Below are 25,221 nucleotides of genomic sequence, written 5' to 3'. Positions count from 1 at the left end.
TGAGGGCGGCGAACACCGCATCGGAATGCCAGTGCGGTGCACACAGCCATGAGATGTCCCCGCAGGGGCCGACCAGGGCGCCGCGCTCGCCGTCCGCGATCAGGGCGTAGTCCCGCAGCGCATGCGGCTCGGGCATGCCGCCGCCCCAGGGCACGAGGATGCAGTTCACACGAGGGTCCCCTTTCTGCCCGGAGGCGATGCGCGGGCGTGCGGCGATCACGGTCTGACGCGGTAGCGCTCGGCGGCCTCCTCGCGCAGTTCGAGCCCCAGGCCTGGACGCCCGTTCCGGCCGGGGCGGATCGTCCCCCCTTCGGGGGACAGCGCGCCGTCGAAGAGTTGCTGCTCGATACGGACGTGGTCGTGGAACCACTCCACGTGCCGCAGGTTGGGCACCGCCGCAGCCGCATGGGCGTGGATGTGGGGCGCGCAGTGCCCGGAGATCTGCAGACCGGCGGCTTCGGCCAGGGCGGCCGTTCGCAGCCATCCGGTGATTCCGCCGCACCGGGTCGCGTCCGCCTGGAGGCAGTCCACCGCGCCCGAAGCGATCATTGCGTCGAAGTAGGACAATGTGCAGCCGTATTCCCCGGCGGCGACGTCGGGGGACACGGCGGCCCGGATCCGGGCCGGTCCCGTCAGGTCGTCGGAGGAGACCGGCTCCTCGAACCAGGTCACTCCCTCATCGTCGAGGCAGGAGGCCAGCCTGATCGCCTGCTTGCGGGTGTAGGCGCCGTTGGCGTCCACGTACAGCTCTGCGGCTTCACCGATGCTCGTGCGTGCCGCAGCGACACGTTCCCGGTCGCGTCGTTCGCGGCGCCCCCACGACTCCCCGACTTTGATCTTCACTCTGGGAATGCCCAGTCCGTCCACCCAGTCGCGCAGTTGACGATCCTGCTGCTCCGCAGAATAGGTAGTGAAACCGCCGCTGCCGTACACGGGCACCTCGCGGGTACCGACTCCCAGCAGATCCGCGAGGGGCAGCCCCAGCAGGCGGGCCTTGAGGTCCCACAGGGCGATGTCGACGGCGGAAACGGCGCCGGCCACCAGCCCCGGGAGGCCGACGTTGCGCACCGCGCGCCGCATTGCCTCGTTCGCCCCCGGGGGATCCCAGACCCGCAGGCCGATCACCGCCCTGGCCAGCAGTTCGTCGACGACACGGGCGGCGGGCGGTGCGCCATAGGTGTAGCCGAACCCCGTCGTCCCGCCGGAGCGCGTCCGCACGAGCACCAGCGTGGTCGATTCCCATGCCAGGGTGCCGTCCGTCTCCGGGGCGTCAGTCGGGACGGTGTACGCCGCCGCTCCCACGGCATCGACGAGCGGCCCACCGGGTGCCGCGGGCGCACTCACTCAGGGCTCCCGGCCGTGCGCACCGTCGCGGTGGCGGTGGCCGGGCAGCAGCTCCTGCACCTTGGCCTTGAGGCCCTGCTTGATCACGCTGCCGCGATCGCTGTCGCCCCTGGCGACGGCGCTGACCAGTGCCTCGGCCTGGTCCGGGGTGGCGTGCGGCGGGATCGGCGGGACGGCCGGGTCGGTGACGAAGTCGATGACGAAGGGCCGGTCGGCCGACAGCGCCCGTCGCCAGGCGTCCTCGACCCCACCGGGTTCCTCCACCCGTACGCCACCCAGTCCGATCGAGCGTGCGAAGGCAGCGTAGGGCACGTCGGGCAGTGACTGGGAGGGAAGGAACTGCGGAGCGCCGGACATGGCACGCATCTCCCAGGTGACCTGGTTCAGGTCCTGGTTGTTGAGCACCGCGACGACGAGCCGGGGGTCCTGCCAACGTGACCAGTACTTCGCGACGGTGATGAGTTCCGCCATGCCGTTCATCTGCATGGCACCGTCCCCGACGAGAGCCAGCGCGGGCCGGTCGGGATGGGCGAACTTCGCACCGATCACATACGGCACGCCCGGACCCATCGTGGCGAGCGTGCCCGAGAGCGAGCCGCGCATCCGCCCGCGCAGACGCAGGTGACGCGCGTACCAGTTGGCTCCGGAGCCGGAGTCGGAGGCCAGCATGAGGTCGTCCGGCAGGAGCGCGTCGGCGCAGTGCACGACGTACTCCGGATTGACGGGGTCGGCCTCCACGGCCGCCCGTCGTTCCATGACCTCCCACCAGCGCGCTGTGTCCTTCTCGATCTTCTTGCGCCAGGCCCCGTGCTTCTTCCGCTTCAGCCTCGGCAGCAACTCCCTGATCGTCTCCCTCGCGTCACCGACCAGGTTCACCTCGAACGGATACCTGAGCCCGATCATGTGCGGATCGATGTCGATCTGGACCGCGCGGGCCTGGTCCAGCTCGGGCAGGAACTGCGTGTACGGGAAGCTGGACCCCACCACCAGCAGCGTGTCGCAGTCCCGCATGAGCTCGTACGACGGCCGGGTGCCGAGCAGGCCGATGGCCCCGGTCACGTAGGGCAGTTCGTCGGACAGCACGTCCTTGCCCAGCAGCGCCTTGGCCACTCCGGCACCGAGCACGTCCGCCAGCTGCTCGACCTCCGCCCGTGCGTGCCGGGCTCCCTGCCCGATCAGTACGGCGACCTTTTCGCCGGCGTTCAGTACCTCGGCGGCCCGTGCCAGGTCCTCGGCAGAAGGGACTGGGGCCGAGGACGCCAGGCCCAGGCTGGAGGGCACCATCTTGAAGGCGTGCGTGGGCGGGTTGTAGTCGAGTTCCTGCACGTCCGCGGGGATGATGACCGCCGTCACCGTGCGTCCGGCGTACGCGGTGCGAAAGGCCCGGTCGATGACATTGGGCAACTGCTCCGGAACGGTCACCATCTCGCAGAACTCCGACGCCACGTCCTTGTACAGACTCAGCAGATCGACCTCCTGCTGGTAGGAGCCCCCCATGGCGCTGCGATCCGTCTGCCCCACGAGGGCCACCACGGGGACATGGTCGAGCTTCGCGTCGTACAGCCCGTTCAGGAGGTGGATGGCCCCGGGACCCGAGGTCGCCGCGCACACCCCCACCCTGCCGGAGAACTTGGCGTAACCCACCGCCTCGAAGGCGGCCATCTCCTCGTGACGGGCCTGGATGAACTCGGGTCGGTTGTCGGCACGCCCCCATGCGGCGAGGAGACCGTTGATGCCGTCGCCCGCGTAGGCGAAGACGTGGTCGACCTCCCACTCACGCAGGCGCTGGAGAACGTAGTCGGACACTTTCATCGGCCTCGGTTTCCCTTCGTCTCGTTCCGTGTGTTCGCGGTGGCCGGGCCGCCGTCGGCGCGATGCCCCGGTACCCGGGCGGCGACAGCACAGCGCTGGACGTGATCACAGCGGGGGCCGGGCGCGGCCGCGCCGCCGCGCTGCGTACGCGCCCGCGCCGGCCGTCGCCCCGAGTGCGAGGACGGCGGCCGTCATACGTCGGGCGTCGTCCGCCGAAGCCTCGGGCCGGTCGGCGAGCTTCTCCGGCCGCTCTGCGGGCAGGCCGCCGTCCGGGCCGAGAGCCAGGGCCTCGGCCAGATGCATCGCGCGTCGGCCTGTCCCACCCTCCTCGATCTGGGTGCGGCAGCTGAAGCCGTCGGCGAGGACGAGCACGGTCGGGGGAGCCGCCCGTACGGCGGGCAGGACACCCTGTTCACCGATGGCCATGGAAATACCGTGGTGCCCCCGCTCGAAGCCGAAGTTCCCGGCGAGCCCGCAACAGCCCTCGTCCAGCACGACGGCGTCGATACCGGCGCGGCGCATCAGTTCGCGGTCGGCGTCGTTCTTCAGCACGGCGTGCTGGTGGCAGTGCGTCTGGACCACCGCGGTACGCGCCAGTCGCGGCGGCCGCCAGTTCTCCTCCGGAACGTCGTCGAGCAGCAGTTCCGCGAAGGTGCGGAACTGCCGGGACAACCGCTGGATGTCCAGGTCCTGCGGCATGAGCTCAGGGGCGTCGGCACGGAAGACGGCGATGCATGAAGGCTCCAGACCGACGATGGGCGTCCCGGCTTCGAGCCACGGACGCAACAGGTTCACCGTGCGGCGCAGCACCCTTTTCGCAGTGGCCAGTTGGCCGGTGGAGATCCAGGTCAGGCCGCAGCACACAGGATGGGTCGGCACCGCTACCCGGAAGCCGGCGTCCTCCAGGACCCGCACCGCCGCCTGCGCGACGGCCGGGTGGAAGTAGTTGCTGAACGTGTCCGGCCACAACACGACCGTGCGGCCGTCCGCCGGGTCGGGCTCCGGGATCCGGCGTGCCGCCCACCACTGGCTGAAGGACTCCCGCGCGAAGACCGGTGCTGTGCGTTCGTCGGCCACTCCCCCCAGGCGCTTTCCGGCACGGGCGATGCCGGGGGCGTGGAGCAGGGCGTTCACCGGACGTGGCGCGAAGCGCGACATGCGCGCCCACAAGGGCAGCCAGCCCAAGGAGTAGTGGGCCGCGGGGCGCAGCCTTCGTGCGTAGTGATGGGACAGGAATTCGGCCTTGTAGGTGGCCATGTCGACGCCGACGGGGCAGTCGGATCTGCACCCCTTGCAGGAAAGGCAGAGGTCGAGTGCGTCGCGCACCTCGGTGGAGCGCCAGCCATCCGTCACCGGTGAGTCCTGGTGACCGCCCAGCATCTCGAAGAGGAGACGTGCCCGGCCGCGGGTGGAGTGTTCCTCCTCGCCCGTCGCCCGGTAGGAGGGGCACATCACCCCACCGGTGTGGGTGCGGCAGTTGCCGATCCCGACACAACGCTTCACCGCTTGTGTGAAGGAGCCGTCGTCGTCCGGGTATGCGAAGTGCGTGGTGTGGGCAGCCGGACGCCACTGCGCTCCGAGCCGGAGGTTCTCGTCGGTCCGGCGCGGCGCGACGACCTTCCCCGGATTCATCCTGTTGCCCGGATCGAAGAGGTGTTTCACTTCCTCGAAGGCGTCGAGGAGCGGCCGGCCGAACATCCGCTGCAGCAGTTCGCCCCGTGCCTGCCCGTCGCCGTGTTCCCCGGAGAGGGACCCACCGTAGGACGTGACCAGGTCGGCGGCGCGGAACAGGAACTCCCGGAAGGCCGCGACCCCTTCGGCGTGTGTGAGCTCGAACGGGATCCGCGTGTGTACGCATCCTTGCCCAAAGTGACCGTAAAGTGAGGGTTGGTCGTAGCCGAACTCCGCGAACAACCCTTTCAGGTCGCGAAGATAGTCACCGAGCCGGTCCGGCGGAACGGCGGAGTCCTCCCAGCCCTCCCAGGTCTCCCGGCCGTCGGGCGGGCGAGCGGTCACACCCAGACCCGCCTCGCGGGCCCGGAGCATCTTCCCCTCGCGCGCAGGGTCGTCCGAGAAAGAGACTGTCGGCTCGTCCGCGTGCCGGCCGAGCGTGTCAAGCAGGTCCCGTGCCTGCGCATCCACACCGTCCCGGCTCTCGCCGCTGAACTGGACGAGTAGCCAGCTCTCCCCTTCGGGGAAGGTGTCCAGCGACTCCAGATGGGAGCCCTCCTCGCGCATGAGTTGCGCCATCCGCCCGTCCAGCGCCTCCAGCAACTCCGGCTCGCAGCGCTCCAGCAGTCTGGGCACGTCGTCGGCCGCGGCACAGATGTCGTCGTAGCCGAGCACGACCATCGCCTCGCACGACGGCACAGGCACCAGGTGGAGCTCGGCACGCAGGACGGTGACGAGGGTGCCCTCGCTCCCGACGAGCGCGCGGGCCAGGTCGAACCCGTTCTCCGGCAGGAGCGAGTCGAGGTTGTAGCCAGACACCCGGCGCGGGATGCGAGGGTAGCCGTGACGGATGTCCGACAGATGCTCGTCGACCACCCGGCGCAGCCCCGCGTAGAGTTCGCCGCGACGGCCCCCGGCGGCGACGACGGCCTCGTACTCCTCACGCGAGGTGGGTCCGACCCAGCAGCGCAGTCCGTCATAGGTCAGGATCTCCAGGCGCCGCACGTTGTCCACGGTCTTCCCGTAGGCCTGCGCCGACGCTCCGCAGGAGTTGTTCCCGATCATCCCGCCCAGTGCGCAGTGGCTGTGGGTCGAGGGCTTCGGCCCGAACTGCAGCTTCGCTCCGGAGAGTCGGCGGTTCAGCTCGTCCAGCACAATGCCGGGCTCGACCACGCAGGTCCTGTGCCCGGCGTCCACGGAGACCAGACGGTCGCAGTACTTGGTCCAGTCGACGACCACGGCGGCGTTCGTGCACTGGCCCGCCAGGCTCGTCCCCCCGCCCCGGGACAGCACCGGTGCGCCGAACCGGGCGCAGACCCGCACCGCCTCCGCTCCCGCCTCGACGTCACGGGGCGCGACGACGGCGATCGGCACCTGCCGGTAGTTCGACCCGTCCGTGGAGTAGGCCCCCCGGCTGCCCGCGTCGAAGCGCACCTCTCCCCGTACACGCGCGCGCAGGGCCTTCTCCAGGGCGACGGCGTCCACGCCCGCCTGGGCGTCGTCGCCCCGGCTCGGGGAGCGTGAGAAGGGCTGGAACTTCATGATCGTTCCTCCTTCGGGGGACCACTGGTGGGGAGCCAGAGGGGCACGGGGGGACGGGCGCCCCGATCCCCCGGCTGCTCGGGGCGGCGGCCGACCCGCCCGTCATCCCCACCGCCTGCCGACGAGAGGCGCGGTCTCCAGACCTGCGCCGCGGCGCACGCCGCTCAGGAACGACGACAGCGCCTCCTGCGCCGTCCGGGACGGCCGCCAGTCCAGCAGGTCACGCGCCCGGGCGCAGTCGAGAACGGGAAGCCGCAGGACGGCGTCGAAGAGATGCGGGGAAGCGGGGACCGCGTGGGCATGCCACGCCGCCGCCAGCGCCGGCCGCACCAGGGCCCTCGGCACCCGTGCCACCCGGGCGTCGAGCAGTTCTCCGAGTTCCCGCGCACCAATGACCGGCTCCGCCGCCAGGTTGAACGGTCCTCGAACGTCACCGATCACGGCCGCCCGGTAGGCCCGCGCCGCGTCATCGGTGTGCAGGGCTTGGAAGCGCAGCCCCTGCATGTCGGGCACGAAGGGCAGAAGATCCGGGCGCAGCAGAACGCCGGGCACGCAGCGGCCCGCGAAGATGCGGCGCTGTTCGCTGGCAGCCTGCTCCTTGAACAGAAACGCGGGCCGCATCCTGACCACCCGGACCCCCGGATGCCGCAGCTCGAAGGCGTCCAGCACACGCTCCACATAGGACTTCTCGCGGCAGTATGCGGCATCCGGCCATCCGTGCGTCGGCCACTCCTCGTCCACCCCCGGCCCGTCCTTCGGGCCGGGGGAGTAGGCCCCCACCGACGAGGCATGCACCAGGGCCGGTACGCCCGCCCTCGCCACGGCCTCGAAGACGCGGATCGACCCCAGGACATTGCTCCGCCAGGTGACCAGGGGGGCGTGCGTGGGCTGGAAACGCCAGGCGAGATGGACGACGGCGTCCGCGCCGGCCAGGTGCTGGTCCAGGACCTCCGGGCTGTCGCGCCGGGAGAGGTCCACCGTGGCCCACTCCACACCCGGGACCGACATCTTCGGAAGGCGGCGGGCGAGACCGACGACGGCCGCCACGTCCGGGTCCTGTGACATGGTCCCGACGACACTGGTGCCCACGTTGCCGGTCGCCCCCGTCACTACGACGCGCAAGCCTGCGTTTGTGTTCATCGTCGTTCCGTCCCTTCAGACGGTCGTGCGGTGTCACGGTCCGCGCCTCGTCCGATGCTGCGCATCGACGGTGAGCTGTCGCTCGCCGTGAGTCCCACGGCGAGCGACGCCAGTGCTGCGACCGGAAAGGTTCACCGGCTCGCGACGCCCGGCACGGCACCTCGCCGCGTTGTCGCGTCACCCGAGTACGTCCAGTACGAGGGCGATCCTCCGCGTTGCGATGCACCGCACCGGACGCCGCGAGCTTCCCGGCAAAGCTTTCCGGCCACAGCACTAGGGGTGGAGGAGCGTCTTGATCATTTCGCCCTCCTCGGCCTGGAACATCGCGTACGCCTTCGGGCCGTCCGACGGGGGGAGACGATGGGGCGCGAAGCTGTCCACTCCGAGCACGTCCTCCTTGTCGAGGAGCGGAAGGGGGCTCGGGAACCCAGCGCCTCACGTTGGCCTGGCCCATCCGCAGCCGGCCCCGAACACGGCGAGCAGGTGCGCTGTTCCCGTCCCGCCGAAGGATCGAACGCGTCGACGGCGTCCTGGGGTGGCCGCCGGGACCAACGTGGCGCGTCCGGTCCGACAGTCCCGCTCGTCGGTACGGGCCGACTCATCCAGCGAACCAGTGACTCGGCCATCCCGCCTCTCGGGCGGAGACGTTCCATGTGAGAGCGCTGCGCCTCGGGGAGGAGGCGGTCAGGAGGCTCGGCTCATCCCCGGGCAGGGGCACTGGGACAGCGGGCGCGACCGCAGCGGCGACGCCGCGCGTCGGGGTGGCTTCAGCCCGCCCTGCGCGGTCTTCTCAGCCGCTGGCGCGGCCGGCTCCTCCAGCAGCTCGGCGGACAGGCCGTTCACGGACATCGGCATCGACTTCACGTCGAAACACTTGGCGCCCTCACCGGCCACGGCAATCGACTTGCCCTCAGCGTCCCCGACCAGGTGATCCATTGACGTGCTCATCGGGTGACTCCTTCGTGGAGGTACACACCTGATTCATGACACTCCCGGACGGGCCCAGGCCAGACGCCGGTCCAGCTGCCTATGGGCCTTTGGCGTGGGCAGCCACCGATACGTCCCTGGCTGAGGCCACGTCTGTGGGGTTCGTGCTGTCACTTCGCTTGATGCCGCTCCGGGTGGTGAGCGGCCTCGATGAGGGTGTGTACGACGTCAGGCGGGAGGCCGAGCTGGTGGCAGATGCTCGATGTGCTGTGGCCGTGGGTGGCCAGGATCCAGGCAGTGAAGAGTTGGTTGAGTCCCGGGGCGTTCGGACCTGTCAGGAAGGGTTGGAGGCGTTTCATCGGGAAGCCTTCGAGGGCGTCCGGGCTGAACCAGCCCTCGGGGCCTGGCTCGGGCAGTGTTGGGTTCCGAACCTGCCGTGCCGGCCGGTGTCGGCTGTGCCGCAGGGCGGCGAACGCGATGAACGCAGCCAGGCTGAAGCCGAGGAGCACACTGTTGAGGAAGGGGTGCTCGTGGCGTGGCGCCATCCGGAGCAGCAGTATTTCTGCGCCGAAGACGGCCAGGAGGGCCGCTGCAAGTCAGGACGTCGGCGTTCCACCCGCGCGGTGAAATCCTCATACCGAGCCTCCTCGTCTGTTTCCATCATTGCGGGCGGCTGAGGGACCGGCAGGTGGACGGGCGTATGGCAGGCTCTGGATCGGGGGGCTGGAGGAGTGGGCATGGAGGCTGTGGAGATCGTCAGGGTCCTGTCCGGTTTTGCGCAGTGGCCTGCTCGTCCGCATGTTCTTGCACAGTGGGCCAAGGATGCCGGGGCAGACGATCTGCTGGTCGGGGTCCTGCGCAGCCTGCCCGATCGCGCATACGCGGACGTCGATGATGTGCGGACGACTCTCGCCAACCTCGCAGCCCTTGACCCGGACCGTCCTTAAGGACCAGTCATTACCGCGCAGGCACCGGCTGACGGCATTCGCTGACGGTATGCCTCTCGGGAAACTGCGAGGTTCTCCCCTCCCCGCCCTCGCGCCTTCTGTGCTTGAGCGCACTCCTGCTGCTCATCAAGGCAATCAGACTCGGTGGTGCCTGACGAGGGACGAAGCGCGGGCCGTGTGGGAAATTGCTTCAGCGCAGGTCAGGGAGGTGAATCGGAGTGAACTTCGCACGCGAGGCAGTGGCGGCCCGAACGTCGACCAGGCAGCTCTTCGCCTTCGGTCGGGACGACGAAGTCCCGGAACATTCATCTTTTGCAGGACATCCGGCTCAAGGGCGTATTGATCAGCGACGCCATGCGGCACGCGGCCTGGGAGGAACAGCTCCGGCCCGGCCGGGGCCGGGCTGAACGATCCGGTCACGGGGTATCCCCAGAGCCAGCCGAGTTCGGGGAAGGCCGTTCTCTCATGACGAGAGGACGGCCTTTCGTGCTTTGGGGGGGCGTGACGGTCGCAGTGCGGCACGCCTGGGACACGGACGGACCGGCCGCCGGGGGGTCGGTCGGTGCGACGCATCGCGACGGTCCGTGCACGGATGGTGGGCGGACCGTCGTGGGCCAGAAGGAGCCGGCACGGCGCCCTCGGCCACCGTACCGGGACGGCTCAGCTGTTGATGCGGTCGGTCACCGCGGCACTGCACTCGTCGGAGCCGATCCCGGGTCCCGTCGTGCAGACCCAGAGGGTGATCATTCCGTCCTCGCGCATGTCGTAGTTGCAGGTCCTGCTCACCTGGGGGAGGGTCACGCTGCAGGAGCCCGACCGGCCGTAGTCCGTGTACCACTCGACCGAACTGGTACGGCCCTCGTAGTGCTCGACCCAGATCTTGTCGCCGTAGCCGATGAATCCGCCCTCGGCGTACCCGTTGCTCACGACGGCATCGGCGTGCGCCGAGGTCGAGAGCCAGAGGACGGTCGCGGCGGCGCCGATCGCGGCCACGGCGAACCTGGAAGCGTTACGCATCGAATCACCCACTGTCGTAGTAGTGCTGTCCGTCGGGAGCGTCGCCGTCCGATGCGGTGGCGATCCGTGCGGTCATGGTGCGGGGGCGGCCGTCGGTGAACCTTCGGAAAAGCTTGAATCCGTCTTGGCCTGGCCGACCGGCGGCGCGCAGAGTGGCCGTGGGGGTTGTCGGTCGGCTCAAGGGGGGTGTCGGTGGCCACGCTCTTCGGGATCCTCGGGACCATCGAGGTGCGGCGGGACGGTGTCCCCGTGGACGCGGGGCACGCGGTGCAGCGGCGGGTGCTCGCGGCGCTCCTCGTCGACGCGGAGCGGGTGGTGTCGGCCGACGCGCTGGTGGACCGGGTCTGGGGCGACGCCGGGGCGACGAGCGGCCGCACGAAACTCTATGGATACGTCTCCCGGCTGAGGCAGGTGCTGGCGGGCGAGGCCGCGGCCCTCACCCGGGAGCGGGGCGGCGGCTACCGGCTGGCCGTCGAGCCCGCGTCGGTGGACGTCCACCACTTCCGGGAGCTGTCGGGCCTGGCCCGGAAGGCGGGCACCGACGAACGGGCCGAGGCGCTCTGGCGAGAGGCCCTCGGCCTGTGGCGGGGCAGTGCGTTCGCCGGCGTGGACACTCCCTGGTTCAACGCGCAGCGCGATCTCCTCGACGGTGAGCGGCTGGCCGCGCAACTGGAGCTGGTCGACGTCCGGTTGCGGCTGGCGCAGCATGGTCGGCTGGTGACCGAGCTGCTCGCCCGGGCGGCCGAGCGGCCACTGGACGAACGAGTGGTCGGGCAGCTGATGCTGGCCCTGTACCGCTGCGGGCGGCAGGCGGATGCCCTGGACGGGTACGAGCGTGCCCGGCGGCTGCTCGCCGACGAGCTCGGGGTCGACCCGGGTGCGGAGCTGCGGCGGTTGCACGGGCGGATCCTCGCGGCGGACCCCGAACTGGCCGTGGTCCGCCCCGTCGTGCGGCTCGACGCGGCGAAGCCGGCCCACGAGTCCGGTGCGGCGGTCTCCCCGGCCAACGCCGCGGGACGGCAGCTCGTCCCGCGTCTCCTGCCCCCGGACCTGTCGCTGTTCGTCGGCAGGGAAGCCGAGCTGAACGAGGCGCACCGGCTGTTCGACGGAGACACCGCCGGTCCGGTGACGCTGCTCGTCACGGGACCCGCCGGGGTGGGCAAGACGGCCTTCGCCGTGCGCACGGCGCACGGGCTCGCCGCCCGTTTTCCCGACGGGCAGCTCCACGCCGACCTGCGAGGCTTCGGTGACGAGCCCGCCGAGCCGTTCACGGTCCTCGGTACCTTCCTCCGCGCCCTCGGCACGAGCGGCGGGAGCGTACCCGGCGAACTGGCCGACCGCGTCCACCTCTACCGGACCCTGCTGGCCCAGCGCAGGGTGCTCGTCGTCCTGGACAACGCGGCCGACGCGGAGCAGGTACGGGACCTCATGCCGAGCGGCGGGCACTGCGCCACCCTGGTCACCAGCCGGACGACCCTGGCGGAGATGAGCGGCCGTCGCATCGCGCTCGGCGTGCTCGGCTCCGTGACGGGGCTCGCCCTGCTGCGCGAGATGCTGGGACCGGAGCGGACCGGGGCGGAGCCCGAAGCGGCCCGCTCCATCGTGGAGACCTGCGGAGGTCTGCCCCTGGCGGTGTGGGTGGCCGGGGCGCGCCTGGCCGCACGACCGCACTGGCCCCTGAACAGGGTGGCCCGTGCCCTCGCCGACGAGCAGCGCAAGCTCGACGAGCTGGCCGTCGGCCACATCGCCGTACGGGCGAGCCTCGGACTGACGTACCGGGGGATGGCCGAGGCGACACAACGTGCGCTGGGAATGCTGGCCCTGCTGCCGGGACCGGACTTCGCCCCCTGGGTGCCGGCCGCACTCCTCGACGTGGATCTGTCCGAGGCGGAGGCCGTTCTCGACGATCTGGTCGAGGTGCACCTGGTGCAGACCGGAGCGGTCGGCGCCACCGGAATCCGCTACCAACTGCACGATCTGGTACGGCTGTTCGCCCGGGAGCACGCTGAACGGAGCCTCTCGTACCGTGACCGTGCGGGCGCGCTGGACCGGTTGCTCGGGGCGAGTCTGCATCTCACCGACTTCGCGGCCGGCACCCTCAGCGTCGACTTCCAGGGCATCCCGCAGAAGGACCTGGCCTCGTGGCGGCTCCCCGAGGCCGACACCGGAGCCCTGCTCGCCGACCCACTGGCGTGGTTCGACGACGAACGCCAGTTCCTCGTGGGCGTCACCGAACAGGCCCTGGACCGGGGGGAGACCGCGCCCGCCGCCGGGCTCGCCACCGCGCTCACGGCCTTCTTCCAGGTCGGCAGCCACTTCGACGACTGGGAACGGCTCCAGAGCCGGGCGCTCAAGGCGACACTGAGCAGCGGCGACGAGCACAGCGCCTCGAAGCTCCACCGGTGCCTCGGAGAGCTCACCACCATCCTCGATCGGTACCCGGAAGCACTGCACCACTTCGAGCAGGCCCTCCTGCTCGCCGAGGGGCAGGAGCCGACGTACCGGGCCAGTGCGACGGCCGGGCTGGCGTACGTGCACCGACTGCTCGGAGCGTACGACTCCGCCGTCCTCCACTTCGAGGCGGCCGTCGAACTGGCCGACTCGGCGGGGAACGTCAACTGCCTCGTGTACGCGACCAACGGGCTCGGCGTGATCGACCTGGAGCGGGGGCGCGTCGAGGCCGCGGTGGCGCGGTTCACCGAGTGCCTCCGGGCCAGTCGGCTGGCGGGCTACCTGCCCGGGGAGGCGCAGGCCCTGCGCTGCCTGGGCCAGAGCCACCGGGCTCGCGGGGCCTACCGGGACGCCGCCGACGCCTACCGGCAGGCGGCGGTGATCAGCGAGAACCTCGGCGACCGGCTCACCGCCACCCACGCTGCCTGCTGGCTCGGCGACGTCCTGGTCCGCCTGGGCGAGCACCACGAGGGGCGCCGCCTGCTGGCGAAGAGCCTGTGGACCTACCGGGAGTTCGGCAACCTCTGGGGTGAGGCGGCGACGCTGTACGCGCTCGCGGAGGCACAACTCGCGGTCGGCCGCGCGGCGCCCGCCCGCAGCCGCGCCCGGGCCGCCGTCAGGATCTGGCGGCACATCGGCTCCAGCACCTGGCTGGCCGTCGGCCTCGACACACTGGCCCGGGCGCACGGCCTGGCAGGCGAGCGGGAAGCCGCACTGCGGGCCCGTGCGGAGGCCGCGGCCCTGCGCACGGTGTGAGCGCGGGCCGACGCCACCCCCACCGGACCGACACGGTCGGGGAGCCGGGGCCGCGGTTCCCCGACCGTACGGGGTGCGGCCCCGCCCGCGTACGGAACGGGCGGGACCGCACCCGGCCCGCTATCCAGCCGCGGCGGCCGGCGCCGGGGCGTACCCGGCGGGCCGGGCGGTGAAGGTTCCCCGGCCCCGGGTCCGGCCGCGCAGCCGGGTGGCGTAGCCGAACAGCTCCGCCAGCGGCACGGTCGCGGTGATCACCGATGCACCGGACCGGGCCGCCCGGCCCGACACCCGGCCGCGCCGGGCCGCCAGGTCGCCGAGCACCGCGCCCACGGCATCGTCGGGAACGGTGACCGTGACCTCCGTGACCGGCTCCAGCAGCGCCATGACGCCGATGCGCAGCGCCTCACGCAGCGCGAGCCGGCCGGCCGTCCGGAACGCCGTCTCCGAGGAGTCCTTGGAGTGCGTGGCCCCGTCCGTCAGCGTGACCCGCACACCGGTCACCGGGTGGCCTCCCAGCGGCCCCTCGGCCAGGGCGTCACGGCAGCCCGCCTCCACCGCCCGCACGTACTCCTGCGGCACCCGGCCGCCGACGACGGCCGACCGGAACTCGAAGACCGCCGCTCCTGCGCCGCCGTGCTCACCGGTCGCCTCCAGCGGTTCGGTGTCGAGGACCACATGGGCGAACTGACCGGCACCCCCGTCCTGCTTGACGTGCCGGTACACCAGCCCCGACACGCCGCGGACGACGGTCTCGCGGTACGCGACCCGGGGACGGCCCACGCCGACCTCCAGCCCGTGCGCACGGCGGTCTTCTCCACCGCGACCTCCAGATGGAGTTCCCCCATGCCCGACAGCACCGTCTGCCCGGTCTCCGGGTCGGTCCGGACCACCAGTGACGGGTCCTCCTCGACCAGCCGCGCGAGGGCCGACACCAGACGGTCGGTGTCGGCGCCCCGTCGCGCCTCGACGGCCACGGAGACGACCGGATCGGCCACGGGCGGCGGCTCCAGGAGCAGTGGGGCGTCCGGTGCGCACAGCATCGCACCGGTACGGGTCCCCTTCGGCCCGATCACCGCGACGATGCTCCGCCACGGTCTCCTCCAGGAGGCGACGGCGCCGGTGCGCCTCCTCCCGCAGGGTGTCGGGAACCGGCCCCTCCTCGTACCCGCCACGGTCGCCGTCCCAGATCAGGAACCGCATGCGCGGCAGGTCGACCACTCCGGTGAATCCGTCCTCCGCACCGATCGGCATCTGCGTGACCAGGGGCACCGTGCCCAGTCGTTCGTGCGTCGAGGCGACCGCGGCGTCGAGGTCGGCGCCGGTGCGGTCCATCTTGTTGACGAAGGCGATCCTGGGCACACCGTGCCGGTCGGCCTGCCCACGCGTGATCGAAGGCGAGTGTAATGACGCCCCTCGTCGGCACGGAACCGGTTTATGGCCCGGGACCGGTCCTGGCGGCCCGGGGGACGGAGCGGCGCACGGCGTGCCAGTCGCTGACATGACGTCATGAGCGGGTGTGCCGGAACCCGTTGGACATCAGGAATGATGGCGATCACGAAGAGGTGCCGGAGCAACGGAAGGACCGCAACGATGGACGACGACCACGGCCGGTCGGCCGCCGCAGTGTTCGACGCGCTGGGGGAGGAGTACGAGCGGGCGTTCGCCGGCTCGCCCGCCCGCCATGCCTCGCTCCAGCGCCTGTTGGAGGAACTCCCGCCGCACGGAAGGGTCCTGGACGTCGGGAGCGGCACGGGGCGGCCGACGGCGTCGGCCCTCGTCGAAGCCGGGCACGCCGTCCTGGGCGTCGATGTCTCCCCCGTGATGGTGGAACTGGCGTCCCGCCAGGTTCCGAGTGCCTCGTTCGTCTGCGCCGACATCCGCGAACTCGACCTGGACGAGGGCGGGTTCGACGCCGTGTGCGCCTATTTCTCGTTGCTGCAGATGCCCCGGGAGGACCAGTCGAAGGTGCTGCGGAAGCTCGGGCGGTTTCTGACACCGGGGGGCGTGCTCGCCGTCGCGACGGTGCCACTGGACGTCGAGGACGCCTCCGTGGTCTTCATGGGTCAGGAGATGCGGGTGTCCAGCTTCGACGCCGCGTCGTTCACCGAGACGGTCACGGCCGCCGGGTTCTCGGTCCTGTGGGAGCGCAGCGATCTGTTCACCCCGGCGCACGGGGCGGCCGTGCCGGAACCGGAACTGTTCCTGCTCTGCCGTCGGGGCTGATTGGGCCGCCCCACCGGGACGGCCCACCGGGGACTGCCCGGCCGGGGGCGGTGCTCCCTCAGTGCTCGCGCGTGATCCGCGTGCTCGCGCGCAGCCGTGCGCGCGCCGCCGCCCGTCCGCGACCGCCGAGCGGACCCCGCCAGCCGCGCAGCGCCCGGGCACCGCACCCGCGCCACTGCGCGGGCGAGAGGGGAACGGGCTGGCCGCCCCTGGTGACCAGCGCGTTGACCGGTGTCATCGGGTCCGCGGCCATGGCCTTCGCCAGGAGCACGCCGATGACCAGCGGGGCCAGGGTCACGGCGAGGGCTGTACCGGCCGTGGTCACGTGCTGGAGGCGGGGGCGGTGCGGTGTGTCGGGAACCATGACCGTCATTCGACCAGCTGCGCGCGGACGGGGGACCGGTCCGCGTACTCAGCCCGACCGTCTCTCGTACTCAGTGCCGCACGTGCCCGGGCCGTGTCCTCGAACTGCCGTCGTCCGGCCGGACGACGGGTGGCGGTTCGAGGACACGGGCGGGAGGCTACGCGGTGGTGCCCGGACCGGAACCCGCCGTGGAGGCCGCCTTGATGCCCTTGGTGATGTCGTCCATGACGGAGAGCGCGGGCGCCTGCGGACCGATGTCGAACCCCGAGCGGACGACGACCATCGTGTCCTCGTCGCGGGGGGACGGGAAGGCCAGCGACTGCACGTACCCGTCGTCGCCGTTCTTCGTCACCACCTTCCAGCGCACCAGGTAGCCCTGACGGCCCGCCACCGTGACCGCCCCGGACTTCAGTTCCTCGTGCGAGGTGATGCCGCCGTAGATCTTCTCGCCGTAGGACTCCGTGGCGTTGGCGGAGATGTCCCGCGTCGCCGTGGCCTTCGCCGTTCCCGCGTCGAGCTTCAGGGCCTTCGCCGGCGCGGAGAACACCCCTCCGCGCACGCACTGCTCGGACGCGTCGCCCGGGCAGGGGTACTCGCCCGTGGTCAGGCCGGCACCCGACATTCCGGACCGGCCCGTCCAGCCCTTCGGCACCGGAAGGCTGATGCCGCTGAGCAGGTCCGTGGCGTATCCGTCCTCCATCCGGGGCCGTTCCCGCCCCGGCGTACGGTCCTCGCCGCCCCGGTTCTCCCCGCCACGCCCTCCGGGCGCGCCGTCGGGCCCGGTGGACGGCGCCCTGGCCGCGTCCCGCCCCGCCGGCGCGTCGTCGGAGTCGTTCAGGAGGAAGAGGCCGCCCGAGACGGTGGCGAGCACCACCGCACCGGCGGCGACGCCGATGCCGATACGTCTCCGGCGTCGCCGGATGGTGGCGGGCGGCACGCGCAGATGGTCGGTCCATCGGGTGCCGTCCCACCAGCGTTCGTGAAGGGGACCGATTCCTGTATGCCCGGGGTCGGGATGCCAGCCGGGCGGGCTCGTCTGGGTCACACGGCCCACCGTAGAGCGATTGCCTGAGAATCAGATGAATCCGTTGGCGCGGGGTGTGTGCGACGGGCACCATCGGGGTACTTCCCGGCGGCGGAATCCTCCACCGGGCAACGGCGATCCGTCGCGGGAGGGCGAACCATGGACGAGCGGCCTGCGGTACGGATCGAGCGCGACGGGCCCGTGTTCACCGTGATCCTGGGCCGGCCCGAGGTGCGCAACGCGGTGGACGGCCCGACTGCCGGGCAACTGGCCGATGCCTTCCGTGAGTTCGACGCGGACCCGGACGCGTCCGTCGCCGTGCTCTGGGGCGAGGGGGGTACGTTCTGCGCCGGTGCCGACCTGAAGGCGATCGGCACCGAACGGGGCAACCGGGTGCGGGCGGACGGCGACGGGCCGATGGGGCCGACCCGGCTGAGCCTGAGCAAGCCGGTCATCGCGGCGGTGGCGGGGCACGCGGTCGCCGGGGGACTGGAGCTGGCCGTCTGGTGCGATCTGCGGGTCGTCGAGGACGACGCCGTGTTCGGGGTGTTCTGCCGCCGTTGGGGAGTGCCGCTGGTGGACGGCGGAACCGTGCGGCTGCCCCGGCTGATCGGTGAGAGCCGGGCCATGGACATGATCCTCACGGGGCGCCCCGTAACGGCGTCCGAGGCGTACGCCGTCGGGCTCGCCAACCGGATCGTCCCGCCCGGTGAGGCCCGTCGCGCGGCGGAGCGGCTGGCCCGGGAGATCGCCGCGTTCCCGCAGCTGTGCCTGCGCCACGACCGGCTCTCGGTACGGGAGCAGCACGGTCTGGACGAGCGGGACGCCCTGGCCGCCGAGTACCGGCACGGCCTGGTGCCGCTCGCCGCGGGGGAGGCGCGGGCCGGGGCCGCCCGGTTCGGCGGCGGTGCGGGGCGGCATGGAGTCTTCGGCGACTGAATCCGCTCTTTGGTCCGACCATACGTTATATGTGACATAGTGGGGAGAGGATCAGAGGACGTGACGGCGGCCGGACGACACCGGCCGGGGCAGGGGGCGACGGATGCCGGTCGAGTGGCAGCCCGTACGGCAGTCGCGCACGCACGAACTCGTGCTTCAGAGCATCGAACAGCGGGTGTTCGCCGGTGAGCTCAAGGCCGGTGACCGCTTGCCCCCCGAGCGCGAGCTGGCGCCGGTTCTCGGGGTCAGCCGGTCCGCGTTGCGCGAGGCGCTGCGGGTGCTGGAGACCATCGGCGTGCTGGTCGCCCAGCCGGGCCGGGGGCCGGACGCGGGGGCACGGATCGTACGCAATCCGGACGACGCCCTCGGGCGACTGTTGCGTCTGCACTTCGCCCTCGGCAGCTACGGGCTCCATGACGTCCTGGAGGCGCGCGTCGCGCTGGAGCGGTCCAGTTTCGAGGCGGCCGCGCGGCATGCCTCGAAGGAGGACCTCGACGAGGCGGAGGGCCTGGTCGAGCGCATGAGGGAGCCCGGGATCGAGGTCGCCGAGTTCAACGACCTGGACACCCGGTTCCACGTCCACATCGCCCGCAGTTCGGGCAACGAGCTGACCTCCACACTCACGTCCGCCGTACGCGAGTCGGTGCGCCCGCTGATCCTGCGGGCGCTGGAGCGGGCCGAGGACTGGCCCGCCATGGCTGCCGCACTCGACGCCGAACACGCCGAACTGTTGGGGCTGGTCCGGGCCGGGCGGGGCGCGGACGCCGCCGACCTGGTCGAACGCCAAATCCGCGACCTGCACGGCACGCTGGTCGACGAGGACGCCGGGCAGGTGTGAGGCCGCCGGCCGATCCATTCCGAAGCGGTCGGACGTTCAGTAAGTGATTGTCAGGTGCATGACTTTCACAGGCTTCTCGCCCCCCTGAATGTGTGCCTCACTCTTCGCGTTCTGGACGGAGGCTAGTATGGTCGGACCATAAAAGAATCGGAGAAACGATCGGAGAGATCCATGCGCATCGGACTCTTCGCCACCTGTCTGGGAGACACGCTCTTCCCGGAGGCGGTGAAATCGACCGCGGTCCTGCTCGCCCGTCTCGGCCATGACGTGGTGTTCCCTCCGGGGCAGACCTGCTGCGGACAGATGCACGTCAACACCGGCTACCAGCGCGAACCCGTGCCGCTGGTGCGGAACTTCGCCGAGCAGTTCGGCGACGCGTCGATCGATGCCGTCGTCATGCCGTCCGGTTCGTGCGTCGGAACGGTCCGCCACCAGCACGACCTGGTCGCCCGGCGGTACGGCGACGCCGCGCTGCGCTCCGGGGTCGCCGCCGTCAAGGGCAAGACGTACGAGCTGTCCGAACTCCTCGTCGACGTCCTGGGCGTCACCGATGTCGGGGCCTACTTTCCGCACCGCGTGACCTACCACCCCACCTGCCACTCCCTGCGCATGCTCCGGGTCGGCGAGAAGCCCCTGAAGCTGCTCCGCGCCGTCGACTCCATCGACCTCGTCGAACTCCCCGAAGCGGACGCGTGCTGCGGGTTCGGGGGCACGTTCGCCCTCAAGAACGCCGACACGTCGACGGCGATGCTCCAGGACAAGATGCGCAACATCGCCACCACCGGCGCCGACGTCTGCACCGCCGGTGACTCGTCCTGCCTGATGCACATCGGCGGCGGTCTCTCCCGCATCGGATCGGGCACCCGCACCCTGCACCTCGCGCAGATCCTCGCCGCCACCCGCACCGCGCCGTACGCCCCGACGGAGGCCCTCCGATGAGCAGCACCTTCCTCGGCATGCCCGCGACCCCGCCCCGCTCCCCGTACGGAACGGGCAACCTGCGCGGCGACCGGACGTTCCCGAAGGCGGCCCACGACGAACTGCGCAACGAACAACTGCGCCGCAATCTCGGCAGGGCCACCCGCACCATCCGCGCCAAACGCCTCGACGTCACCGGTGAACTGCCCGACTGGGAGGCGCTGCGCGACGCCGGATCGGCCATCAAGAACGACACCATGAACCGGCTCCCCGAACTCTTGGAGGAACTGGAGCGCAGGGTCACCGAGCGCGGCGGCATCGTCCACTGGGCGCGCGACGGCGTCGAGGCGAACGAGATCGTCACCCGGCTCGTCAGGGCGACCGGCAGCACCGACGTCATCAAGGTCAAGTCGATGGCCACCCAGGAGACCGGCCTCAACGAGCACCTCGAATCCGCCGGCATCACCGCCCACGAGACGGACCTCGCCGAACTGATCGTCCAACTCGCCCACGACAAGCCGTCGCACATCCTGGTCCCCGCGATCCACCGCAACCGCGACGAGATCCGGCAGATCTTCCTCAAGGAGATCCCCGGTGTCGACCCGCGTCTCGACAATGTGCCCGCGCATCTCGCCGCCGCCGCCCGCGCCTATCTGCGCGAGAAGTTCATGACGACCAAAGTGGCGGTCTCCGGCGCCAACTTCGGCATCGCGGAGACCGGAACGCTCTGCGTCGTGGAGTCGGAGGGGAACGGCCGCATGTGTCTGACCCTGCCCGACACCCTCATCACCGTCATGGGCATCGAGAAGGTGCTGCCGCGCTACCAGGACCTGGAGGTGTTCCTGCAACTGCTGCCGCGCTCCTCCACCGGGGAGCGGATGAACCCCTACACCTCGATGTGGACCGGGGTGGCACCGGGCGACGGGCCGCAGGAGTTCCACCTGGTCCTGCTCGACAACGGCCGCACCGCGGCGCTCGCCGACCGGATCGGCCGCGAGGCCCTCAACTGCATCCGCTGCTCGGCCTGTCTCAACGTCTGTCCGGTGTACGAACGGGCCGGCGGCCACGCGTACGGATCGACGTACCCCGGACCGATCGGCGCGGTCCTCACCCCGCAGCTCGCCGGGATGGACGCGGTCAAGGGCGACCCCAACGGCTCGCTGCCGTACGCCTCCAGCCTCTGCGGCGCCTGCTTCGACGCCTGCCCGGTCAAGATCGACATCCCGTCGCTGCTGGTCGAACTGCGCCATCAGCACACCGAGCACGCCGGGACGACGGCGGAGAAGCTGGCCATGAAGGCCGCCGCCACGGTGATGCGACGGCCCGGGCTGTACACGACCGCGCAGAAGGGCGCCGCCCTCGGCCGCGTCCTCGCCGGACGGGACGGCAGAATCAGACATCTGCCGCCGCCGTTCGACAACTGGAGCGCCGGACGCGACACCGCCGCGCCGCCGAAGCAGACCTTCCGCGCCTGGCTGGCATCGGCCGAGGGAGCCGCGACGATGCGCGCGGCCGCCGCCGAGCGCTCGGACGACCCGCGGAAGGAGGAGGGGAAGTGACGACCGCACGCGAGACCGTGCTGGGCCGGATCAGGGACGCCCTGACCCTCGCCCCGGTCCAGGACACCCCCGTGGACCGTGCCTACCGCACCGGGCGGACCCTTCCCGACGACGAACGCCTGGCCCTCTTCACCGACCGCCTCGTCGACTACAAGGCCGAGGTGCGCACCTGTACCGCCGACCGTACCGCCGCGACCGTCACCGAGGCGCTGCGGGAACACGACGCACGGCGGATCGGGGTACCGGCCGGACTCGACACGTCGTGGCTGGGCACGTACGACGGCGAGGTCCGGGTGGACTCGGCCGACCTTCCGGCACCGCGCCTCGACGCGCTGGACGGCGTCGTCACCGCGTCGGCCGCCGGCTGCGCCGAGACGGGCACGATCTTCCTGGACGGATCGCCGGACCAGGGCAGGCGGGCGCTCTCCCTCGTACCCGATCTGCATGTGTGCGTCGTCGACCTGTCGGCGGTCGAGGTCGGTGTGCCCGAGGCGGTGGCCCGGCTGGTGCCGGACCGGCCGACGACGCTGATCAGCGGGCCGTCCGCCACGTCGGACATCGAACTGGAACGCGTGGAGGGTGTTCACGGACCGCGCACCCTGGTGGTGGTGATCCGCACCGACGCGTAGGGCGGGCAGGGCCCCCGGACACGGGTGCGGGGTGCGCGGCGGGGTGCGTGGTCTTCCCCGGCCGCGCACCCCGCGCCACCGGGCCGTGGTCCGCCGGTGCTCAGCCGTGCGTGACGGTGAGCGGCTCGAAGCGGACACGGGTGGTCGTCGCGTCGTCCGCCCAGGACACCGCCACCGTGTCCCCGTCCACGTCGACATCGCTCACCACGGCGTCGAGGGGCGCCGCACCCGGCTCCGCGGTCAGCGAGGCGAGTGCCACCAGCAGCGTCGTTCCCTGCGCCGGACCGGACAGCCGGGGCACCTGCGCCCACGGCGTGTACGCGGTGCCCTCCGGGGCCCGCACCACGTCCCGCGTCTCCCAGCCGTGCAGACCGTGCAGCGCCGACACCACCGTGTCGTCACGGCCGGTCGCCCATCCCGTCTGCTCCACCCGGGCCCCGTCCGGCGCGCCGAGCACCCGGTGCACCCGCAGCTCGTACCGGCCGCGCACCACCGTGACACTCTCCACCCGCATCCTCGGCGCCATCGGCTGCCCGGAGGCGAACACGGGGCGGTGCCAGGAGGCGGCCCACCCCCAACCGTCCCCGTCGCCCGCACCCAGCGGACGGATGGCCCGGCGGCCGCTGCGCGCCCCGGCGACGACCACCGCCAGATGGTTGTCCGCCACGTTCCCGCCCGCGGTAGGGCCGGTCACCGTGGAGTACGACTGACGGCTGTACAGCGGATCGGCCGGGGCACCGGCCTCGCCCTCGTGCGGCAGCACGTGGTCGCTGCCGTGGTTGTGCAGCCGTACGATCCCGTCCGCACCCGTGGACTGCACGAGCAGCCCCGGCGCGGGCAGCGCGAGCACTCGGTCGGGCCCCTCGCTCGGCGCGGGCTCCTCGGTCGCCGTCCACAGCGGATGATCCTCCGGGGCCAGCAGCGACACGAACGCCTTGGACGCCCAGTACGGCGACGCGGGGGCCGAGTAGTTCTGCAGACCGGCCGGGTGCGGGCCGTGCCAGCCCAGGCTCAGCAGCCCGTCCGCGCCCACCGCGCCGCGGTCCAGGAAGTAGCGCAGCGCACCGTCGATCACCCGTCGGGAGACGCCGGGCGCGAGCGGGGTGTGCCCGGTGACGGCACCGAGCGCGACCGACGAGGCGGCGGCGAAACGGTAGGTCAGCGACCGACCGAAGTGGATCGGCGCGCCGTCGCCGCCGAACAGCAGCGAGAAGCCCTCCAGATGTTCGCTCAGCCGCGCGCCGTAGTGCGCGCACAGCCCGGTGTCGCCCGACAGATGGGCGTCCAGCACGGGGTAGAGGTGCAGCGCCCAGCCGTTGTAGTGGTCGAAGGCGCGTCCGTCGCCGTCCGAGTACCAGCCGTCGCCGCGGTACCAGCCCTCCAGCAGGTCGCGGGCGCGCTCCTTCGCGCGGGCCGTCTCCGCGTCGCCGCGGCCCACGAACTCCAGGAAACCGGCTACCGCGTAGGGGAACAGGTACCAGTTGTTGGGCGCGGGGCGGTGTCGCAGGGCATCGCGCAGCCACGCCTCGGTCCGGTCCCGCACCCCGGGCTCCAGCCGGTCCCAGAGCCACGGACGGGTGAGCCGCAGTCCGATGGCGACGGAGGCGGACTCCACCATGGGCTGGCCGAGGGCCGGGTGGTCGCGGATCAGCGGCCATGACTCGGCGTCGTCCCGGCCCGGGGTGAGCGTGCCGGCCGCGAGCCCGTCGGCGTAGCGGCCGAGCCAGCCGTGCGGGTCCTCGCCGCCCGCGCCCGCCACCCGGAAGGCGGCGGCCAGGAAGGTGCGCGCGTATCCCTCCAGACCGTCGGAGCGCACCCCGGACACGGAGGGCCTGCCGGGCAGGTCCAGCAGGGCCCCGCTGGGAGTGGCCCACTTCCAGGCGGCCGCCAGCAGTCCGTCGGCAACGGCCTCCCAGTGCGCTCGGGTGTAGCCGGTGCGCGGGCTCAGCACCGGGTCGTCGGAGGGGAGTTCGAAGGGAGGGCGCGGGTGGGGTGCGGTCATGCGAGGAATGCCGGCCTTTCACGTCGTACGCGGTGGGCGAATCCGTCGCCCGCGGCTCGTCTCCCGGGCCGGACGTCCGCGCCGCCGACGCGGCTCCTGTTTCGGGTCACAGAGGAATTCTGATCGATTGATCGTTATTGGGTCAAGAGATCGATCAGAGGGAAATGGGAGCGATCGAACGATCATTTCGTGAAGTGTCGAGGTGCCCCCGAGGTGTCGGGGGCGCGCCTATGATCAGCCTTTGGCATGGACACCCTCGCACTCTGGCAATGGGCGGCGCTCGCCGCGGCATCCGCTCTCGTCGGCTTCTCCAAGTCGGCCGTCAGCGGCGCCAACACGATCAGTCTCGCCGTCTTCGCGGCCGTACTCCCGGCGCGCGAGTCCACCGGGGTGCTGCTCCCGATCCTCGTCGTGGGCGACGTGCTCGCCGTGCTTCTCTACCGGCGACACGCCCACTGGCCCACTCTGTTGCGACTCTTCCCCGCCGTCGCGGTCGGCGTGGTGGCGGGATGCGCGTTCATGGTGTGTGCCGACGACGCGGCGATCCGTGTGTCGATCGGCGCGATCCTGCTGTTCATGGCGGGCGTCACCGTGTGGCGGCGGCGCACGCACCACGGGACGCGCGAGGGGGCGGGGGCACTGCCGACGAGCGGCGAGGACGTCGGCGAGGGCGTCGGCGGGGGCGTCGGCGGGGGCGTCGGCGGGGGCGCGGCCGAAGGGACGGCCGGGCGCGGGAGCGGGCTCAAGGCCCGTTCCTACGGGGTGCTCGGCGGGTTCACCACCATGGTGGCCAACGCCGGAGGACCCGTCATGTCGCTCTATCTGCTCTCCGCCGGCTTCCGGAAGCTCGGCTTCCTGGGGACATCGGCGTGGTTCTTCCTCATCGTGAACGTGTCCAAGGTGCCGTTCAGCGTGGGGCTGGGGCTCATCGACGCACGGTCGCTGCTGCTGGACGCCTGCATGCTGCTGTTCGTGATCCCCGGTGCCTGGATCGGTCGCGCCTGCGTGGACCGGATCGACCAGAAGCGCTTCGAGCAACTGGTGATCGCGGCGACCGTCCTCGGCGGACTGCAACTGCTGCTGCGCTGAACGGCGCGCGACGGCTCACGATCACGGGC

General features: G+C 71.5%; 19 protein-coding genes and 3 pseudogenes. 9 read left to right on the top strand and 13 right to left on the bottom strand.

All coding sequences use genetic code 11. The features are described from left to right. Positions 1–25: 25 nt before the first annotated feature. The 8 genes and pseudogenes from AMK22_RS42215 to AMK22_RS01350 form a co-directional block, all read right to left on the bottom strand. Positions 26–136: pseudogene (locus AMK22_RS42215) on the bottom strand (hypothetical protein); the annotation flags it as partial. An 80-nt stretch (positions 137–216) separates the two neighbouring features. Further along, entirely contained in the window at positions 217–1,344 is a 1,128-nt protein-coding gene (locus AMK22_RS01380; RefSeq protein WP_073781318.1) for an enolase C-terminal domain-like protein, read from the bottom strand. Further along, positions 1,345–3,156 (bottom strand): thiamine pyrophosphate-requiring protein, encoded by a 1,812-nt coding sequence (locus AMK22_RS01375; protein WP_073781317.1) that lies wholly within the window; start codon positions 3,154–3,156, stop codon positions 1,345–1,347. A gap of 105 nt (positions 3,157–3,261) precedes the next feature. Next, positions 3,262–6,369, bottom strand: coding sequence for an FAD-binding and (Fe-S)-binding domain-containing protein (locus AMK22_RS01370; RefSeq protein WP_073781316.1), 3,108 nt, complete (start codon positions 6,367–6,369; stop codon positions 3,262–3,264). Between the two features lie 102 nt (positions 6,370–6,471). Then, the gene (locus tag AMK22_RS01365; RefSeq protein ID WP_073781315.1) at positions 6,472–7,509 is read right to left on the bottom strand and encodes an NAD-dependent epimerase/dehydratase family protein; all 1,038 of its coding nucleotides are present in this window, start codon (positions 7,507–7,509) and stop codon (positions 6,472–6,474) included. A gap of 273 nt (positions 7,510–7,782) precedes the next feature. Then, positions 7,783–7,972 (bottom strand): annotated as a pseudogene (locus AMK22_RS01360) (glutathione-dependent formaldehyde dehydrogenase); the annotation flags it as partial. Positions 7,973–8,193: 221 nt separating this feature from the next. After that, positions 8,194–8,457, bottom strand: a complete 264-nt coding sequence (locus tag AMK22_RS01355; RefSeq protein ID WP_073781314.1) for a hypothetical protein — start codon at positions 8,455–8,457, stop codon at positions 8,194–8,196. A gap of 149 nt (positions 8,458–8,606) precedes the next feature. Next, complete coding sequence (locus tag AMK22_RS01350) at positions 8,607–8,981, bottom strand: hypothetical protein (protein ID WP_073781313.1); 375 nt, start codon at positions 8,979–8,981, stop codon at positions 8,607–8,609. Positions 8,982–9,173: 192 nt separating this feature from the next. Between AMK22_RS01350 and AMK22_RS01345 the strand changes: the two genes are divergently transcribed. After that, positions 9,174–9,383: a DUF2795 domain-containing protein gene (locus tag AMK22_RS01345; protein ID WP_073781312.1), complete on the top strand. Its 210-nt coding sequence runs from the start codon at positions 9,174–9,176 to the stop codon at positions 9,381–9,383. Positions 9,384–10,043: 660 nt separating this feature from the next. Here the strand turns inward: AMK22_RS01345 and AMK22_RS01340 are convergent. After that, positions 10,044–10,400 (bottom strand): hypothetical protein, encoded by a 357-nt coding sequence (locus tag AMK22_RS01340; protein WP_143203512.1) that lies wholly within the window; start codon positions 10,398–10,400, stop codon positions 10,044–10,046. A gap of 192 nt (positions 10,401–10,592) precedes the next feature. Between AMK22_RS01340 and AMK22_RS01335 the strand changes: the two genes are divergently transcribed. Continuing rightward, a complete protein-coding gene (locus tag AMK22_RS01335; RefSeq protein WP_073781536.1) occupies positions 10,593–13,607 on the top strand; it encodes an AfsR/SARP family transcriptional regulator in 3,015 nt (1,004 codons plus the stop codon). Positions 13,608–13,727: 120 nt separating this feature from the next. Here the strand turns inward: AMK22_RS01335 and AMK22_RS37220 are convergent. Further along, positions 13,728–15,020, bottom strand: a pseudogene (locus AMK22_RS37220) (hypothetical protein); the annotation flags it as partial. Positions 15,021–15,197: 177 nt separating this feature from the next. Here AMK22_RS37220 and AMK22_RS01320 point away from each other — a divergent pair. Then, on the top strand, positions 15,198–15,830 hold the full coding sequence (locus AMK22_RS01320; RefSeq protein WP_073781309.1) for a class I SAM-dependent methyltransferase: 633 nt from the start codon (positions 15,198–15,200) through the stop codon (positions 15,828–15,830). Between the two features lie 58 nt (positions 15,831–15,888). Here the strand turns inward: AMK22_RS01320 and AMK22_RS01315 are convergent, their stop codons facing one another. Next, positions 15,889–16,194, bottom strand: coding sequence for a hypothetical protein (locus tag AMK22_RS01315; RefSeq protein ID WP_073781535.1), 306 nt, complete (start codon positions 16,192–16,194; stop codon positions 15,889–15,891). Positions 16,195–16,351: 157 nt separating this feature from the next. Continuing rightward, entirely contained in the window at positions 16,352–17,239 is an 888-nt protein-coding gene (locus AMK22_RS01310; protein ID WP_073781308.1) for a DUF2510 domain-containing protein, read from the bottom strand. A 138-nt stretch (positions 17,240–17,377) separates the two neighbouring features. Between AMK22_RS01310 and AMK22_RS01305 the strand changes: the two genes are divergently transcribed. The 5 genes from AMK22_RS01305 (at position 17,378) to AMK22_RS01285 (ending at position 22,101) form a co-directional block, all read left to right on the top strand. After that, positions 17,378–18,157: a crotonase/enoyl-CoA hydratase family protein gene (locus AMK22_RS01305; protein WP_073781307.1), complete on the top strand. Its 780-nt coding sequence runs from the start codon at positions 17,378–17,380 to the stop codon at positions 18,155–18,157. 103 nt (positions 18,158–18,260) lie between these two features. After that, complete coding sequence (locus AMK22_RS01300) at positions 18,261–18,995, top strand: FadR/GntR family transcriptional regulator (protein ID WP_073781306.1); 735 nt, start codon at positions 18,261–18,263, stop codon at positions 18,993–18,995. A 171-nt stretch (positions 18,996–19,166) separates the two neighbouring features. Then, on the top strand, positions 19,167–19,934 hold the full coding sequence (locus AMK22_RS01295) for a (Fe-S)-binding protein (protein ID WP_073781305.1): 768 nt from the start codon (positions 19,167–19,169) through the stop codon (positions 19,932–19,934). Further along, positions 19,931–21,472, top strand: a complete 1,542-nt coding sequence (locus AMK22_RS01290) for a lactate utilization protein B (RefSeq protein WP_073781304.1) — start codon at positions 19,931–19,933, stop codon at positions 21,470–21,472. Before AMK22_RS01295 ends, AMK22_RS01290 begins: the two co-directional genes overlap by 4 nt. Beyond that, a complete protein-coding gene (locus AMK22_RS01285; protein WP_073781303.1) occupies positions 21,469–22,101 on the top strand; it encodes a LutC/YkgG family protein in 633 nt (210 codons plus the stop codon). The genes AMK22_RS01290 and AMK22_RS01285 overlap by 4 nt, the downstream gene beginning before the upstream one ends. A gap of 100 nt (positions 22,102–22,201) precedes the next feature. On the opposite strand, the gene AMK22_RS01280 is transcribed toward AMK22_RS01285, so the two are convergent. After that, positions 22,202–24,103, bottom strand: a complete 1,902-nt coding sequence (locus AMK22_RS01280; protein WP_073781302.1) for a DUF2264 domain-containing protein — start codon at positions 24,101–24,103, stop codon at positions 22,202–22,204. Positions 24,104–24,349: 246 nt separating this feature from the next. On the opposite strand from AMK22_RS01280, the gene AMK22_RS01275 reads away from it, so the two are divergent. Continuing rightward, complete coding sequence (locus AMK22_RS01275; protein ID WP_073781301.1) at positions 24,350–25,192, top strand: sulfite exporter TauE/SafE family protein; 843 nt, start codon at positions 24,350–24,352, stop codon at positions 25,190–25,192. The last annotated feature ends 29 nt before the right edge of the window (positions 25,193–25,221 follow it).

The organism is Streptomyces sp. CB01580 (genome assembly GCF_001905795.1).
Classification (GTDB): Bacteria; Actinomycetota; Actinomycetes; order Streptomycetales; family Streptomycetaceae; genus Streptomyces.
This window is presented reverse-complemented; position numbering and strand designations above follow the sequence as displayed.

Bases quoted from the DNA above. Each gene is read 5' to 3' on its own strand.
- AMK22_RS01280 (WP_073781302.1), bottom strand. From the start codon at position 24,103: ATGACCGCACCCCACCCGCGCCCTCCCTTCGAACTCCCCTCCGACGAC.
- AMK22_RS01365 (WP_073781315.1), bottom strand. From the start codon at position 7,509: ATGAACACAAACGCAGGCTTGCGCGTCGTAGTGACGGGGGCGACCGGC.
- AMK22_RS01315 (WP_073781535.1), bottom strand. From the start codon at position 16,194: ATGGTTCCCGACACACCGCACCGCCCCCGCCTCCAGCACGTGACCACG.
- AMK22_RS01295 (WP_073781305.1), top strand. From the start codon at position 19,167: ATGCGCATCGGACTCTTCGCCACCTGTCTGGGAGACACGCTCTTCCCG.
- AMK22_RS01340 (WP_143203512.1), bottom strand. From the start codon at position 10,400: ATGCGTAACGCTTCCAGGTTCGCCGTGGCCGCGATCGGCGCCGCCGCG.
- AMK22_RS01350 (WP_073781313.1), bottom strand. From the start codon at position 8,981: ATGGCGCCACGCCACGAGCACCCCTTCCTCAACAGTGTGCTCCTCGGC.
- AMK22_RS01275 (WP_073781301.1), top strand. From the start codon at position 24,350: ATGGACACCCTCGCACTCTGGCAATGGGCGGCGCTCGCCGCGGCATCC.
- AMK22_RS01300 (WP_073781306.1), top strand. From the start codon at position 18,261: ATGCCGGTCGAGTGGCAGCCCGTACGGCAGTCGCGCACGCACGAACTC.
- AMK22_RS01305 (WP_073781307.1), top strand. From the start codon at position 17,378: ATGGACGAGCGGCCTGCGGTACGGATCGAGCGCGACGGGCCCGTGTTC.
- AMK22_RS01375 (WP_073781317.1), bottom strand. From the start codon at position 3,156: ATGAAAGTGTCCGACTACGTTCTCCAGCGCCTGCGTGAGTGGGAGGTC.
- AMK22_RS01290 (WP_073781304.1), top strand. From the start codon at position 19,931: ATGAGCAGCACCTTCCTCGGCATGCCCGCGACCCCGCCCCGCTCCCCG.
- AMK22_RS01345 (WP_073781312.1), top strand. From the start codon at position 9,174: ATGGAGGCTGTGGAGATCGTCAGGGTCCTGTCCGGTTTTGCGCAGTGG.
- AMK22_RS01320 (WP_073781309.1), top strand. From the start codon at position 15,198: ATGGACGACGACCACGGCCGGTCGGCCGCCGCAGTGTTCGACGCGCTG.
- AMK22_RS01355 (WP_073781314.1), bottom strand. From the start codon at position 8,457: ATGAGCACGTCAATGGATCACCTGGTCGGGGACGCTGAGGGCAAGTCG.
- AMK22_RS01370 (WP_073781316.1), bottom strand. From the start codon at position 6,369: ATGAAGTTCCAGCCCTTCTCACGCTCCCCGAGCCGGGGCGACGACGCC.